Source organism: Burkholderia pyrrocinia (assembly GCF_018417535.1).
In the GTDB taxonomy this organism is placed as follows: domain Bacteria; phylum Pseudomonadota; class Gammaproteobacteria; order Burkholderiales; family Burkholderiaceae; genus Burkholderia; species Burkholderia pyrrocinia_E.
The window spans coordinates 2294671-2309940 of sequence record NZ_CP070978.1 but is presented as its reverse complement, the minus strand read 5'-3'; the positions used below and the strand labels follow the sequence as shown (position 1 = coordinate 2309940).

Genomic DNA, 15270 nt, shown 5'->3' with positions numbered 1-15270 from the left:
GAAAAAGCGCCGCGATATCCATCGCGGCGCTTCCTGGTCGATCACCGAACCGTTTCACCGGCCCGGTTCAGCAACACTTCCCTGCTCCCGACCCGTACCGCGCATTCTGACGTTCGCGGAAAAATTCCTCGTACGTCATCGGCTCGCGGTCCGGATGGGTCTCGCGCATGTGCGCGACGTAGGTGTCGTAGTCGGGCAGGCCGACCATCAGCCGCAACGCCTGCCCGAGGTAACGCCCTGCGCTGCGCAGGTCGCTGCCAAGATCGCTGAACATCGCGGCCTCCCCTTAACGTCCGCTGCCGAGCGCCTGCGCGGCCGGCATCGCTTCGTACGGCGTCTCGCGCACGGTCGGCTTCGACTCGCGGCGCGCGCGCAGCACGGCAATCACGCCGTACACCGCGATGCTGATGACGACGAAGATGAACAGCCCGGCCAGCGCCGCATCGATATAGTCGTTGAAGATGATCCGCTTCATCTGCGCGATCGACTTGGCCGGCGCGAGCACCTTGCCTTCGTCCACCGCGGCCTGCAGCTTCGCGGCGTGCGCGAGGAAGCTGACCTTCGGGTTCGCATCGAAAATCTTCTGCCAGCCGGCCGTCAGCGTGCAGATCAGCAACCACGCCGTCGGCACGATCGTCACCCATGCATAGCGCTCGCGCTTCATCTTGAACAGCACGACGGTGCCGAGCACCAGCGCGATCGCGGCGAGCATCTGGTTCGAGATGCCGAACAGCGGCCACAGCGTGTTGATGCCGCCGAGCGGATCGACCACGCCCTGGTACAGGAAGTAGCCCCACGCGGCCACGCACAGCGCGGTGGCGACCAGGTTCGCGGGCAGCGACTCGGTGCGCTTGAGCGCCGGGTGGAACGTGCCGAGCAGATCCTGCAGCATGAAGCGGCCCGCGCGCGTGCCCGCATCGACGGCCGTCAGGATGAACAGCGCCTCGAACAGGATTGCGAAGTGATACCAGAACGCCATCATCGCTTCGCCGCCGATCACCTGGTGCAGGATGTGCGCCATGCCGACGGCCAGCGTCGGCGCGCCGCCCGCGCGCGCGATGATCGTCGTTTCGCCGACGGCCTTCGCGGTCTGCGTCAGCATGTCGGGCGTCAGCACGAAGCCCCACTGCGTGACCGTGTTCGCGACGGCTTCCGGCGTCGAGCCGAGCACGGCGGCCGGCGCGTTCATCGCGAAGTAGATGCCCGGCTCGATCACGCACGCGGCGACCAGCGCCATGATCGCGACGAACGATTCCATCAGCATCGCGCCGTAGCCGATGAAGCGCGCGTTGGTTTCGTTGTCGATCAGCTTCGGCGTCGTGCCCGACGAGATCAGCGCGTGGAAGCCCGACACCGCGCCGCACGCGATCGTGATGAACAGGAACGGGAACAGGTTGCCCGACCACACCGGGCCCGTGCCGTCGACGAACTTCGTCAGCGCGGGCATCTTCAGTTCCGGCGCGACGACCAGGATGCCGATCGCGAGACCGAGGATCGTGCCGATCTTCAGGAACGTCGACAGGTAGTCGCGCGGCGCGAGCAGCAGCCACACCGGCAGCACCGATGCGACGAAGCCATAGCCGATCAGGATCCACGTGAGCTGCGTGCCGCTGAACGTGAACCAGGCGGCGAGCGCCGGCGACGCGCTGACGTTCTGCCCGAACGCGATCGCCGCCATCAACCCGACGAAGCCGATGATCGACACTTCGCCGATGCGGCCCGGACGGATGTAGCGCGTATAGACGCCCATGAACAGCGCGATCGGAATCGTCGCGGCGACGGTGAACGTGCCCCACGGCGAATTGGTCAGCGCCTTCACGACGATCAGCGCGAGCACCGCGAGGATGATCACCATGATCAGGAACGCGCCGAACAGCGCGATCACGCCGGGCACCGTGCCGAGCTCCATCTTGACGAGATCGCCGAGCGAGCGGCCGTCGCGGCGCGTCGAGATGAACAGCACGATGAAATCCTGCACCGCGCCGGCGAACACGACGCCGGCCAGGATCCACAGCATGCCGGGCGTGTAGCCCATCTGCGCGGCGAGCACGGGCCCGACGAGCGGCCCCGCGCCGGCGATCGCGGCGAAGTGATGGCCGAACAGCACGTACTTGTTGGTCGGCACGTAGTCGAGGCCGTCGTTGTACTTGACCGCCGGCGTCATCCGCAGCCCGTCGAGCTGCATGACCTTGCTGGCGATGAAACGGCTGTAGAAGCGATACGCGATCAGATACACGCAGACAGCGGCGATCACGATCCAGAGGGCACTGACGCGCTCGCCGTGCGCGAGTGCGATCGTTCCGAACGAGAACGCGCCGAGCAGCGCGACCGCGATCCAGAGCAGGGTACTGGAAGCCCGATTCATGGCGTCTCCTGGTCTCCAATGTGGTTTTGATGGCATGCGGCGAAGTGGCCGCACACGCGTGACGTCGATGCGTCGCGCCGCGGTCTCGCAAAGGCCGCGGCGATGGGCCGTAGTATTCCGTGCGACGGGGGCGGCTTACAAGCGGATAACTACGTATGCGGGGCTACGTAGAATTACGTATATTCGCGCCGCATGTCCGCCATCCGGCCGCGATTGATCGCGCTCGACAAGCCACGTACAGTGTTCGCGTGCCTCGATTCCGGAACCGCCATGCCGATCCGATTTCAGAAGATGAACGCGAATGGCGATGATTTCGTCATCGTCGACCTGCGCGGTCAGGATCAGGATCGAGCGCACGCGATCGACCGCGACCTCGTACGGCGCATGGGCGACCGGCATCGCGGCATCGGCTTCAACCAGCTCGCGGTGATGTCGGACTGCGACGACGCGGTCGCCCGTGTCGCATTCCGGAACCCCGACGGCTCGGCGCTCGATACCTGCGGCAGCGCGACGCGCGGCGTCGCATGGAAGGTGATGCGGGAAACCGGCGCGGCGTCGGTCGTGCTGCGCACCAACCGCGGGCGCCTGCTCTGTTCGCACGATGCGCACGGGCTGATCACGGTCGAAATGGGCGCGCCGCGCGTCGGCTGGCAGGACGTGCCAGTCGCCGAAGCCGTCGACACGCTCGCCCTCCCGCTGCCCGGCGCACCGGCCGCGTGCAACATGGGCAATCCGCACTGCACGTTCTTCGTCGACGATCTCGATGCGATCGATATCGAAACGCTCGGCCCGGCGCTCGAAACGCATCCGCTGTTTCCGCTGAAAACCAACGTGCATTTCGTGCAGGTGATCGGCCGGTCGCATATCCGCCTTCGCATCTGGGAGCGCGGCGGCGGCGTGCCGCTCGGCTCGGGCTCGTGTTCGTGCGGCGCGGTGGTCAACGGCATCCGGCGCGGGCTGCTCGACGATACCGTGCGTGTGACGTGCGACGGCGGCGACGTTACCGTTCAATGGGACGGCATCGGCAGCGTGTTCCTGAGCGGGCCGGTCGCGTTCGGTTTCGACGGGGTGTGGGTGGACGGGGTGATGTCGGCAAGCTGAGCGCCGGCGTTCGCGGTGCGGCGTGAATCACGCTACCGATTCGCGTCGGATGCGCAGCGGCAACGCAGCCGCATCGTCATCGATCGTCGACGCAATCCGTTCGCCGCGATGATGTGGCGCACAGCCTCCGACGATCGCGCCGACGCGCGGGGCCATCCGTCACCCGCGGTCGGCCGAGCCCGGCGCAGCGCGCGCCGGGCCGCATCGATCACTGCTTGTCGTCGATCTTCTTCGGCTTCGGCGGCGACGGCACCTTCGCGTACTGGAACGCCGGCGTCGCCTTCAGCGCATCCTTCGTCGCGCCCGGCAGGTAGATGTTGCCGTTGCGCACGTCGAGCGACGCGATCGGCACCGCGACGTCGTGCGCGGCCACGCCGAGGAAACCGCCGGCCGACACGATCGCCGCCGACACCGAGCCGTCCGGTGCGACGATCAGGTCGCGCACGGTGCCGACCTTCTGGTTCTGGTCGTTGTAGACGGCCTTGCCGAGCACGCTCTTCTTCACGCTCCAGCCTTCGAGCAGCGCCTGCGATTGCTCGACGGTGACGCTGATCGGCTGCGCGCCGGCGATCTGCGCGTGCGCGCTGACGCTCGATGCGAGGACGGTTGCTGCGATGAGGGTCTTGTAGAACGCCATGTTTTTATGCACTCCGGTGAATTGTTGTCGGTATCGGCGGCCGGCCTCGCCGCCTCCGTGCGCGCGACACATCGCACCGGCCCATGTTAGCGCCACTCGCGAGACGCTGCATCGGACGCGATGCCGCAGCACCCGGCGCGCCGCCCGCGCGATTCGCTGCGTTACGGACAACGCAGCGAATCGCGTACCTGCCGGAATTCACGCAGATAGCGCGCGCCGTTGCCGCACCGCCTCCGCCAGCACACCGAGCACCGGCTCGGTCTGCGTCCAGCTCAGGCACGCATCGGTGATCGACACGCCGTACTTCAACGGCACGCCCGGCTTCAAATCCTGGCGCCCGGCCTCGAGATGGCTCTCGACCATCACGCCGACGATCCGTTGCTCGCCCTGCGACAGTTGCCGCGCGAGATCCTGCGCGACGTCGATCTGCCGCTCGTGCGACTTGTTCGAGTTCGCATGCGAGCAGTCGACCATCACCTGCTCGCGCAGCCCGGCCTTGCGCAGCACCGCGCAGCACGTCTCGACATGTTCGGCGTCGTAGTTCGGGCCGGTCTTGCCGCCGCGCAGGATCACGTGCGCGTCGTCGTTGCCGCGCGTTTCGAAGATCGCGGCCATCCCCATCTTCGTCATCCCCATGAACGCATGGCTCGCGGCCGCGGCGACGATCGCGTCCGACGCGACCTGCACGCCGCCGTCGGTGCCGTTCTTGAAGCCGATCGGGCAGCTCAGGCCCGATGCGAGCTGACGATGGCTCTGGCTCTCGGTCGTGCGCGCGCCGATCGCGCCCCACGCGATCAGGTCGGCGATGTACTGCGGGCTCAGCAGGTCGAGGAATTCGGTCGAGGCAGGCAGGCCGAGCGCGTTGATGTCGAGCAGCAGTTGCCGCGCGGCGCGCAGCCCTTCGTTGATGCGGAAGCTGCCGTCGAGGCGCGGATCGTTGATGTAGCCCTTCCAGCCGACCGTCGTGCGCGGTTTCTCGAAGTAGACACGCATCGTGATCAGCAGGTCGTCCTTCAGCGCATCGGCGGCGATCTTCAGGCGGTGCGCGTAGTCGAGTGCCTGGTCGTGATCGTGGATCGAGCACGGGCCGACGACGAGCAGCAGCCGGTCGTCGCGGCCGTGCAGGATGTCGCCGATCGCGCGGCGCGTATCCTCGACGAGCGTCTGCGTGGCGGCCGGCACCGGCAGTTCGTCGAGCAGCAGCGCCGGCGAAATCAGCGGGCGCACGGCGCCGATGCGGACGTCGTCGATGCGCGTGGTGTCCTGCGTCGCGTCGGCGCTGCCTACCTCGCGATCGTGGGAAGGATTGTCGAGGTTCTGCATGGTGATTCTCCGGGGGACGTCTGGAATGATGTGCAGGCTCGATTATGGCACCCGGAAGAGTCGGCGGCCGGTCGTGGCGGGGGAATGCGTGCGACGGCGATCAGGGTAATGCGACAGGCTGCGAAACGCGGGACAAAAAAAGGCGATCCTCGGTGGATCGCCCGGCCCTTCGCCGCGTCGTCCGGCGCGTCTAGTGCGGCGTCTCGGGCGCCAGCGAATTGCTCGGCAGCAGTGCCGTCAGCCAGCAATTGCTCGGCGCGGCTTTCCCGTTGAAGCGGTCGTAGAGCCACGGCAGCATGCCGGCCACCCAAGGCACGATCGCGCCCGCATGTTCGAGCGGATACTCGGTGTACGTGACCGGCGTGCCGCTCGCGCAGAACTTCTGCGCAAGCGCGCGCACGTCGTATGCAAGCATCACGCCGTCGCCCACCTGGCTGCTGAACGTGCCGTCCAGCGCGCCCGCCGTGCCCTGGCCGATATACATCGGGATCGTCGGCGACGCGGCCAGCCCCGCATTCACCTTGTTCGCATACGTCACATACACCGGAATGCTGTTGATGTCGTTCGCGTATTGCGGCTTGAACAGCGTCCCCCAATGCAGGCCCGTGTACTTCGGCAGGATGTACGCGAGCGACTGGCTCTGGATGTCCTTGAACACGGCGACGCCGGTGTCGTTGAGATACGGTGTCAGGTCGAAGCCGTAGCCGCGCGACAGCCCGGCGAGCGCGGCCGCGGCGACGCCGCCCCAGACGATGCTGCCGTCGACATAGCGCAGGTTGTGCGCGGGGTCGACCAGCACGCCGCCTTCGGCCGCGCCGACGAGCTGCCTGTTGATGTCGGGCGCATAGCCCGGCGCGAGTTGCGCGGCCCAGTTCGTCGCGATCGCACCGCCGGAATAGCCGACCATCGCGACCTTGCTCGACGGATTCAGGCCGGTCGACGGCGTATTCAGCGCCGCGCGGATCGAATCGAGCGTCGTCATCCCGTATTCGGGGCCGGCGGCGAAGTCGGCCGTCTGGCCCTCCGTATCGGGCACGATGATGTTGTAGCCCAGCAGCAGCAGTGTCGACAGCGGAATCGATTCCGCACTGTAGAGCAACGTGCCCACGTTGATGACCTTCGTGACGTCGCGGTCGCCGGCGATCACCTGCGACGGCTCGTCGTACGGGTTCAGCGAATCGTAGGCCGACTGGTACGAGATGGCCTGGCCGTTGCTGACCGCGCTCCGGATCACGGACGTCACGTTGACGACGGGCTGGTTCTGCGCGTTGTTGGTGCGGTACAGCAACTGCTGCGCGGTCAGCGCGGTCGGAATGCCGGCCACGTGATAGGTGACGTTGCGCGTCTTCAGCACCGTGCCCGGTGGAATCGATGCCAATGGCGTGGTGCCGGTGTACGTATAGAACGGATCGGACACGGTCGGCGCGCCGGCGCTGGCCGGTGGTGCGCCGATGGCCAGCGCGGCGGACACGGCAGCCGCGGCAATCATCAAACGTCTGGAGGACATGGGTGGGGGCCCCTGGGATAACCTGCTTTCATCGAAGGAAGTTCGGCGGTGTTGCAGACCATCGTGATTGCCGCTTCAAATCCGTTTCCGAGCCATTGACTGTCTCCTGTGAATGAATAGTCCGGTTTGTTCCGAATATGCAATTTCAGTAGGAGTACAAACCGGATGAATTGAAGCACAATGGGAACGCAAGCGAAGCGCGTTTTCCATTGTTTGAAGGTAAACGTCTAAATCCCGACACGACGAATCGTGCCGACAGGCCGGTGTCTTGTGTTGCGCATTTCGCGGCAGTTGCGTATCGCAGCGAGCGTCCTGGCCGTTTGGCCGACTGCCGGCCCGCGGCCGGAGTGCCGTACGATGACGTCTGTCCGATACCGGCACAACCTGTCATTCGGCACGGGCCTCACGGGCGCGGGCTTAATGACCGCCTGCCTGCGATTCGATCGTTCCCTGACCCATCCGACTTGCCACGATGACCGTATCCGAACTGCTCCGCGCCATCCGCCAACCCTATGCCGACCTGCTCGCGAAAGCGGCAGCGCAACCGGCGGTGATCGTCGAACCGGCCTACCGGCAGGCCGACGGCACGCTGGCCACCGAAGGGCCGCTCGCGCTGCCGTGCCGGGCCGACACGATCCCGGCCGAAGGCGAAGCGGCCGGCCAGCCGTCGATGGTCGATTCGACCTCGCAACTGGATTTCGAACCGTTCGCGTTCGACCTCGAAACGGCGGCCGTGTCGATCCGCCCGTTCGTGTGGGACTGGGCCGCGATCGAGGCCGACGGCCTCGACGAAAGCGCGGCGGTCGACGCATTCAAGACGTGGTTCTTCGCGTGGTTCGATGTCGACGACGAGAACACGCCGGCCGAAGACGGGCTGCATGGCATCGTTCACTACCTGTCGGAACCGGTTCGCACGGACCAGGGCTGGCGCGTCAATGCGGATCTCGGGTCCGCGCCCGAGACGGCCGTCGAGGATCTGCTGTTCCGGCTCGTCGACGCGGGGGCTACGCGGATCAGTGTCGGTTGAATTTCCTCACCATCGCTCACACACCATCATGAAGAAAGCCCTCGCCGCGCTGCTGCTTTGCATCGCGCTGCCCGCATCGGCCGAAGTCAGCACGGAAGTGCTGTGCTTCCGCACAAACGGCGACAAACCCGTGCGTTTCGAATTGCGCACGTATTACGACGACGTGGCCAAATGGTCCGGTGGCGTCGTCCGATATGCGAAATCGAAGACGGCCATTCCGCTGCTGTTCAAGCACCGGGACGAGGAAATTCTGGCGGAAGACCGGCCGTATCAATACACGACGACATGGTGGGAAATGGTCGACGGCAAGATCAACGGCGAATACGAGATGATGAGCCAGGGCGCCGTGGTCTATTCGATGACCTATACCAATGCGCGCACCGGCAAGAAGACCGATTTCGCGTGGGCGCCGGATGTCGACGCTTCGGCGAAATCGGGGTGTCGCTGGTAGCGATGGCGTCGCGGCGATTGATGCCCGCTGCACGGCGCGCGTGCACGCGCGCCGGCACCGCATTGCATCGAGCTGTGGATCAGCCCGCGTCGCCCTGCACGTCGACGTCGATTCCGAGTTCGCTGGCCATCCGCTGAACCAACGCAGTCAATCGCGCCACTTCATCCGCGAGGCGCTTCTGTTCGGCCTTCAGCGCCTCGAATTCGGAAGGCGGCACAGAATCCGCACCGCCGGCATCCACGCCCGCGAAGTCGGCCACGTTCACCTCGCCGCACATCAGGTGCATCCAGCGGTTCTCGCGCGCGCCCGGCGCACGCGGCAGCCGGATGACGAGCGCCTGCGCACGCGCCGCGAGTTCGTCGAGGAACGCCTCGACCGACGAGATATCCGCGAAGCCGTGCAGGCGCGCGCTGTTCAGGCGCAGCTCGGCGGCCGTCTGCGGGCCGCGCAGCAGCAGGATCGTCAGCAGCGCGATCGCCTGGCTCGGGATGCCGAGCACGCGGTTCATGTTGTGCTCGAAACGCGGCACACGGCTGCTGCTGCCCTCCATCACGAGGCTCAGGTGCTTCAGCCCGTCGAGCGCGGTCGTGACTTCATCGTCGCTGACGTTCATCACCGGCAAGCGTGCGGTTTTCTGATTGCAGCCCGCGGTCAGCGCATTCAGCGACAGCGGGTAGGTGTCCGGCACCGTGTGCTGTTTCTCGACCAGCACACCGAGAATGCGGGCTTCGAGAGGCGTGAGTTCGCGAAGGGTGCGTGGCGTGGGCATATCCGGCGTGGTGTTCATGTGTGGCTTCGCAGCGTGCAGCAGGTGAGGGGAAACGTCGCGGCCCGTCCGGCATCGCAAACGGGCGAGCCATATGATAGCTCGCGACGCGTGCCCGGCGCCGCTTGCCGCGCCGGCGCGCGCACTTGCCGCAGCCGGCTTTCGTCCAACGGATCGACCGCCGGGTGCCGCGCGGCGATGCATGCGCACGGCACTTGCGAATTCGCGCTCCACACACGCTGCAGCCTGCGGCGCATGCACGGGATCGCCCCCGCGTTTGCGTGCCGCGGATGCCGGCGCTACGATATGCGTTCACGCGGGCATCCGCGGCGCCGCGCGCGACCGTCTTCGCACGCCGATACCACGCATCACCCGCCCGGCACGCACTGCCGCCGCGCCGGCGCGCCGCTCATCAACACCGTTCACCCTTTCATCCCTTCACCGGTTCACCGCCATGACTGCACCCTCTTCCGCGCCGCACGTGCGCGCCATCGTCACCGGACACACGCGCGGCGTCGGCGCATCGCTCGCCGAACAACTGCTGCAGGAAGGCATCGCCGTGCTCGGCGTGTCGCGCAGCCGTCATCCGTCGCTCGCATCGCAAGCCGGCGACCGCTTCGCCGAAATCGAACTCGACCTGTCGGACACGTCGGCCGTCGCGACCTGGCTGGCCGGCGACACGCTGCGCAGCTTCGTCGATGGCGCATCGATCGTGCTGCTGTTCAACAACGCAGGCATCGTCGATCCGATCGGCCCGCTCGCCGCGCAGGATCCGGTGATCGTCGCGCGCGCGGTCGGCCTGAACGTCGCGGCGCCGCTGATGCTGTCCGCCGCGCTCGCGCAGGCGGTGTCCGCCACGACCGAATGCCGGATCGTGCACCTGTCGAGCGGCGCGGCGCGCAACGCGTATGCGGGCTGGAGCATCTACTGCGCGACCAAGGCCGCGCTCGATCACCATGCACGCGCGGTCGCGCTCGACGCAAACGGCGCGCTGCGGATCTGCAGCGTCGCGCCGGGTGTCGTCGATACGGGCATGCAGGCGACGATCCGCTCGACCAGCGAAGACAACTTCCCGATGCGCGAGAAGTTCGACCAGTTGAAGTCGAGCGGCGCGCTCGCGACGCCGGAGGCGGCCGCACGTCAACTGATCGGCTATGCGCTGAGCGACGCGTTCGGCTCCGCGCCGACGGCCGACATACGGGAATTGCCGGCCAGGTAAGCCGCGGGCCGCGAGGTGAGCCGCAAGACGCGCTCCATCATCCTTCGAGCCGTTTCGTCCAGCCTTCGACCTGCCGCTCGGTCCGGCGCTTTTCAAGCATCTTGCGCCAGCCGGGCGGCAGCGCCGGGACATCGCACAGCGCATCGAGCGCGGCCATGTCGAGCGTGCGCCGGTACAGCACGTCGAGCACCGTCGACAGCGGCCATTGCGGATAGCGGCGCTCATGCAGCGCCAGCACATCGCCCGGCGCCACCCAGCCTTCGTGCAGCACGCGGTAGTACCAGCCGGTCCGGCCGCTTTGCTGCACGAGCGCGGCCATCCGCGGATGATCGAAGCGCGCGTTGAGCTTCCAGCACGGCTGCCGCGACTGCGACACCTGAAGCATGGCGCCGCCCAGCGTGAACACGTCGCCGAGGCACACGTCGCGCTCGGTCACGCCACGCGTCGACAGGTTCTCGCCGAATGCGCCCGGTTGTGCAAGCACGTCGCGCGCGCCAATCTGCGCGGACCACCACGCATAGTGGTCGTGCGCATAGTGATGGACCGCCTTGTCGGGGCCACCGTGATGCCGCGCATCGGCCTGCTCGTCGCCGGCAAAGCCGAGCGCGCCCAGCCACAGACGCGCATCGACCGGACGCTTGTCGATCGCGCTCGCGTGCGGCGAGCCGGCCAGCGGCCGGCTCGTGCCGACCCGCACCGCGCCGACGATGGCCGCGAGCGCCGGCCGTGCTTCGTCGCTCACGCCGGTACACCGCCCGGCAGCGCCGCGAGCAGGCGTTCGAGTTCGCGCGTGCGCGTATCGCCAAGCGGCAGCAGCGGCTTCCTCGGTTCGCCGGCGTCGAAGCCGCGCAGGCGCAAGCCGGCCTTCACGGTCACCGGCAGCCCGCCGTTGACGATGAACTGCAGCAGCGGCAACTGCGCATGAAAGGCCGTCCGGGCGCGCGCGAGGTCGCCCGCGCGCATCGCATCGACCAGCGCGAGCGGCAACGCCGCGTTCAGGTTCGGCGCGGCCGTGCACCATCCGGCCGCGCCCGCGGCCAGCGCGGCGAGCGCCATCGGATTGCTGCCGTTGTAGAACGGGATCGTCCCGTCGCTCAATTGCGCGAGCCGGTGCATCCGGCCGATGTCGCCGGTGCTCTCCTTCACCATCGTGACGTTGTCGACGGTCCGGCAGATCGTCGCGATCAGGTCGGGCGACATATCGACGCCGCTCGTCGCGGGGTTGTTGTACAGCATGATCGGAATGCCGATCGCGTCGCCGATCGCGCGGTAGTGCGCGACGATCTCGTCGTTGCCGAGCTTCCAGTACGACACCGGCAGCACCATCACCGCATCGGTGCCGGCCTGTTCGGCGAAGCGCGCGCGGCGCACCGCACCCGCCGTGGTGAGATCGGAGATACCGACGACGGTCGGCACGCGCCGGCGCACCGCGTTGATCGACGCGGTGGCAACCGCCTCCCATTCGGCGTCGGACAGGTACGCGCTCTCGCCGGTACTGCCGAGCGGCGCGATCGCGTGAACGCCGTCGGCGATCAGGCGCTCGATCAGCGCATCGAGCGCTTTCAGGTCGACGTCGCCGTCGGCGGAGAACGGCGTGACCGGGTAGGCAATGATGCCTTGCAGCAGGATAGACACGATGTGTATTCCTCAATGATGAGTGAATGCGACGGAAGCGTTGCGCTCGTTCACGCGACGCAGTCGCGATGCGTACGCAATGCGCGGCGCGCGTAATAGTCGAACGTCACGGCATCGCGCTTCGGTTTCGAAATCCAGTCGTGCGCTTCCCGTGCCAGCGCCGGCGGCACCGGCTTGATCTCGCCGGCCGACATTGCGAGCAGTTGCAGCTTCGCGGCCCGCTCGATCAGCAGCGCGAGGATGCACGCTTCCTCGATCGTCTTGCCGACCACGAGCTGGCCGTGATGCGACAGCAGGATCGCGCGCTTGCTGCCGAGCACCTTCGAGATGATCTCGCCTTCCTCGTTGCCGACCGGCACGCCGGGCCAGTCCTTCAGGAACGCGCAATCGTCGTACAGCGGACAGGTATCCATGTGCGACACGACGAGCGGCTGCTCCAGCATCGACAGCGCCGCGACATGTGCCGGATGCGTATGGATGATGCAGTTCACGTCCGGGCGCTCGCGATAGATCCACGTGTGGAACCGGTTGGCCGGGTTCGGAATGCCTTCGCCGTCGACGACGTCGAGATCCTCGTTGACGCGCAGCAGGTTCGCGGCCGAGATCTCGTCGAAACCGAGCCCGAGCCGCTGCGTGTAGTACGTGCCGGCGTCGCCCGCGCGGCAGGTGATCTGTCCGGCAAGGCCGGAATCGTGGCCGGCGTCGAACAGGATCCGGCACGTGAGCGCGAGCTTCTGCCGCGCGGACCAGCCGCTGTCGCCCACCTCGTTTTCAAGACGCCGCTCAGCCAGCGCGACCAGCGCCTCCTTCGTCAAATTCAGCGTTTCCGCCATGCTTACCTCCTGGATGGGTCGGATGTGTCGCGTCGTCCGCAGTCGTTTCCCCGAGATCGGTGACACTCGATCCATTATATGACACATTGTGTCATGCGTTACAATCGGTTCTTCGAAGGACACCTGGCGCCCCATGACGATTCGCCTGAAGCTGCTCAGAAAACAGAAGGGCTGGACGCTCGATGTGCTGGCCGACGAGACCGGCCTCACCAAGAGCTACCTGTCGAAAGTCGAGCGCGGCCTGAGCGTGCCGTCGATCGCGGTCGCGCTGAAGCTGTCGAAAGCGCTGAATGTCGACGTCGAGCAACTGTTCTCGGAAAGCCGCAATCGCGAGCTGATCACGGTCACGCGCGCCGGCGAGCGCACGGCGATGGGCGCGGCGGCCGACAGCCACGCGCACCGCTTCGAAAGCATCGCGGCCGGCGTCGCGCCGAAGAAGATGCTGCCGTTCGTCGTGCATCCGCCGCACGAATTCGTCGCGTCGACGTTCCGCGAGCACGAAGGCGAGGAATTCCTGTTCGTGCACAAGGGGCGCGTCGAAATCGAATTTCCGAACGAGACGGTGCAACTCAGGACCGGCGATTCAGTCTATTTCAACGCACTCATCCCGCACCGCACGCGCAGCCTCGGCACCGCGCAGGCGGAGATCCTGGTCATCGTCAGTCACGACGACTAGACTCGTCACTTCTTCGCGCAAGGATCCCCCGATGGTCACGAAGGCCACCGCACCGTTCCAGCAGATCAAGACGCTCGTTCGCCAGAACGTCGAAGCGGGCGACTGGCGCCCGGGGGACCGCATTCCGTCCGAGCTCGATCTCGCCGCGCAGTTCGGCGTCGCGCGCATGACGGTCAACCGCGCGCTGCGCGAGTTGACCGAGGAAGGCGTGCTGAAGCGCATCGCGGGCGTCGGCACCTTCGTCGCCGAGGTGAAGCCGCAGTCGAACCTGCTGATGATTGCGCATATCCGCGACGAAATCCGCGCGCGCGGCCACGAATATCGCTGCCGCGTGCTGAGCCAGTCGAGCGAGCCCGCGTCGTTCGACGTCGCGGCCGCGTTCGGCCTGCCGGTCAACACGCCGGTCTTTCATGTGGTGTGCGTGCACGAGGAAAACGGTCGCCCGATCCAGCTGGAGGACCGCTACGTGAACCCGGCCGCCGCGCCCGGTTTCATCGACCAGGATTTCCAGACCGAGCCGCCGTCCGAGTACCTGTACAACAACGTGTCGCACTACGAACTGGAAATCGAGCACGTCGTCGACGCGTCGTTGCCGACCGGCGAACAGGCGCGGCTGCTCGACATGCGCGCCGACGAGCCGTGCCTCACGCTCACGCGCCGCACCTGGACGGACGGGCTGCCCGTCACGTTCGTGCATTTCCTGCATCCGGGCAACCGCTACCGGCTCGGCTCGCGTTTCAAGCCGGGCGCTGGACGCCACCCGACCTGATCCTTCGTCACACGCCGACACGCACAAAAACACGCGGCGGCCGTTTCGTCAGGAAACGGCCGCCGCGTTCGTTACCTACGTCGGTCAGATCGCGTCGACCTGCCCCGCACCGCTCGACCACACGACCGGAAACAGCGGGTGTTCGAGCGGCGCGCCGTCGGGCAACTGTTCCGCAAGCCCGGGGAAATCGGGCGACGTTTTCCAGCGGCGCGGCGCGTGGCGGATATCGTCGCCGACGAAGCGGATCGAGAACGCGCGCCGGCGGTTCTGCGTACCGCCCGACGCATGCAGCGTGAGCATCCGGAAGCACACCATGTCGCCGGGCTCGAGCGCCCAGTGGCGGATCGGGAAGGCTGCTCGATCGGCTTCGATGTCGGGCAGATCCGCGAGGCTGCCTTCCGGGAACCATTTCGCTTCCTTGTCCATGAACGTGCGCGGCATCAGCCACGGCCCGCGATGCGAGCCCGCGACGAATTCCAGCGTCGATTCGAGCGGCACCGGATCGACCGGAATCCACATGCTGACGTTGTCGTCGCCTTCGATGTTGTAGTACGGCTGGTCCTGGTGCCACGGCGTGCGCTGCCGCGTGCCGGGCTCCTTCACGAGCAGGTGATCGTGATGCAGCCGCACGTGCTCCGTGCCCATCAGCGCGGCGGCCACCGACGGCGCCGGCGAGCGCACGATGAAGTCGCGGTACGCGTCGTTGTGCTGCCAGTTGCAGAAATCCTCGAAGAACCAGCCCGGATCGTCGGGCCGGCTCGCGACTTTCGCGCGCTCGCTCGGCTGCGCGAGATTCGCGTCGATGCCGGCCCGGAGCGCGGCCACCTCGTCGGGCGAAAAGATGCCCTTGATGCAGACCGCGCCTTCCTCGCGGAACGCGGTGATCAGTTCGGGCGTCACGGCTTTCGCGACGCGGTCCTGGATACTCGTCATGGTTTGCCTGTCGATTGAATGAATCACG

Annotated in this window: 16 protein-coding genes; 6 read left to right on the top strand and 10 right to left on the bottom strand. The window is 66.7% G+C overall.

Annotation, left to right across the window (positions count from 1 at the left end):
- Positions 1–67: 67 nt before the first annotated feature.
- Positions 68–274, bottom strand: coding sequence for a YbdD/YjiX family protein (locus JYG32_RS28525; protein WP_006480280.1), 207 nt, complete (start codon positions 272–274; stop codon positions 68–70).
- Between the two features lie 12 nt (positions 275–286).
- The gene (locus JYG32_RS28520) at positions 287–2365 is read right to left on the bottom strand and encodes a carbon starvation CstA family protein (RefSeq protein ID WP_174379479.1); all 2079 of its coding nucleotides are present in this window, start codon (positions 2363–2365) and stop codon (positions 287–289) included.
- Between the two features lie 270 nt (positions 2366–2635).
- On the opposite strand from JYG32_RS28520, the gene dapF reads away from it, so the two are divergent.
- Positions 2636–3466 (top strand): diaminopimelate epimerase, encoded by an 831-nt coding sequence (gene dapF, locus JYG32_RS28515; RefSeq protein ID WP_213265834.1) that lies wholly within the window; start codon positions 2636–2638, stop codon positions 3464–3466.
- A 208-nt stretch (positions 3467–3674) separates the two neighbouring features.
- Here the strand turns inward: dapF and JYG32_RS28510 are convergent, their stop codons facing one another.
- From JYG32_RS28510 to JYG32_RS28500, 3 genes are all read right to left on the bottom strand, one after another.
- Positions 3675–4103 (bottom strand): PRC-barrel domain-containing protein, encoded by a 429-nt coding sequence (locus JYG32_RS28510; protein WP_213265833.1) that lies wholly within the window; start codon positions 4101–4103, stop codon positions 3675–3677.
- A gap of 198 nt (positions 4104–4301) precedes the next feature.
- Entirely contained in the window at positions 4302–5426 is a 1125-nt protein-coding gene (locus JYG32_RS28505) for a 3-deoxy-7-phosphoheptulonate synthase (RefSeq protein WP_249744682.1), read from the bottom strand.
- 190 nt (positions 5427–5616) lie between these two features.
- A complete protein-coding gene (locus tag JYG32_RS28500; RefSeq protein WP_213265832.1) occupies positions 5617–6933 on the bottom strand; it encodes a lipase family protein in 1317 nt (438 codons plus the stop codon).
- A 472-nt stretch (positions 6934–7405) separates the two neighbouring features.
- Between JYG32_RS28500 and JYG32_RS28495 the strand changes: the two genes are divergently transcribed.
- A complete protein-coding gene (locus JYG32_RS28495; RefSeq protein WP_213265831.1) occupies positions 7406–7960 on the top strand; it encodes a hypothetical protein in 555 nt (184 codons plus the stop codon).
- Positions 7961–7988: 28 nt separating this feature from the next.
- A complete protein-coding gene (locus JYG32_RS28490) occupies positions 7989–8411 on the top strand; it encodes a hypothetical protein (protein ID WP_174379489.1) in 423 nt (140 codons plus the stop codon).
- Positions 8412–8490: 79 nt separating this feature from the next.
- On the opposite strand, the gene JYG32_RS28485 is transcribed toward JYG32_RS28490, so the two are convergent.
- On the bottom strand, positions 8491–9198 hold the full coding sequence (locus JYG32_RS28485; protein ID WP_174379490.1) for a YceH family protein: 708 nt from the start codon (positions 9196–9198) through the stop codon (positions 8491–8493).
- A 433-nt stretch (positions 9199–9631) separates the two neighbouring features.
- Here JYG32_RS28485 and JYG32_RS28480 point away from each other — a divergent pair, with 433 nt between their 5' ends.
- On the top strand, positions 9632–10396 hold the full coding sequence (locus JYG32_RS28480; RefSeq protein WP_213265830.1) for an SDR family oxidoreductase: 765 nt from the start codon (positions 9632–9634) through the stop codon (positions 10394–10396).
- Between the two features lie 37 nt (positions 10397–10433).
- On the opposite strand, the gene JYG32_RS28475 is transcribed toward JYG32_RS28480, so the two are convergent.
- From JYG32_RS28475 to JYG32_RS28465, 3 genes are read right to left on the bottom strand one after another with little or no spacing between them, the layout of a single operon-like run.
- Positions 10434–11138 carry an MOSC domain-containing protein gene (locus JYG32_RS28475; protein ID WP_213265829.1) on the bottom strand — a complete coding sequence of 235 codons (705 nt, stop codon included), beginning with the start codon at positions 11136–11138 and terminating at the stop codon, positions 10434–10436.
- A complete protein-coding gene (locus JYG32_RS28470) occupies positions 11135–12031 on the bottom strand; it encodes a dihydrodipicolinate synthase family protein (protein WP_213265828.1) in 897 nt (298 codons plus the stop codon). The genes JYG32_RS28475 and JYG32_RS28470 overlap by 4 nt, the downstream gene beginning before the upstream one ends.
- A gap of 50 nt (positions 12032–12081) precedes the next feature.
- Entirely contained in the window at positions 12082–12864 is a 783-nt protein-coding gene (locus tag JYG32_RS28465) for an aldolase (RefSeq protein WP_213265827.1), read from the bottom strand.
- Positions 12865–12997: 133 nt separating this feature from the next.
- Between JYG32_RS28465 and JYG32_RS28460 the strand changes: the two genes are divergently transcribed.
- Complete coding sequence (locus JYG32_RS28460) at positions 12998–13540, top strand: helix-turn-helix domain-containing protein (RefSeq protein WP_213265826.1); 543 nt, start codon at positions 12998–13000, stop codon at positions 13538–13540.
- A gap of 31 nt (positions 13541–13571) precedes the next feature.
- On the top strand, positions 13572–14309 hold the full coding sequence (gene hutC, locus JYG32_RS28455) for a histidine utilization repressor (protein ID WP_213265825.1): 738 nt from the start codon (positions 13572–13574) through the stop codon (positions 14307–14309).
- A gap of 84 nt (positions 14310–14393) precedes the next feature.
- On the opposite strand, the gene JYG32_RS28450 is transcribed toward hutC, so the two are convergent.
- Positions 14394–15242, bottom strand: a complete 849-nt coding sequence (locus tag JYG32_RS28450; RefSeq protein ID WP_213265824.1) for a phytanoyl-CoA dioxygenase family protein — start codon at positions 15240–15242, stop codon at positions 14394–14396.
- Positions 15243–15270: the final 28 nt, after the last annotated feature.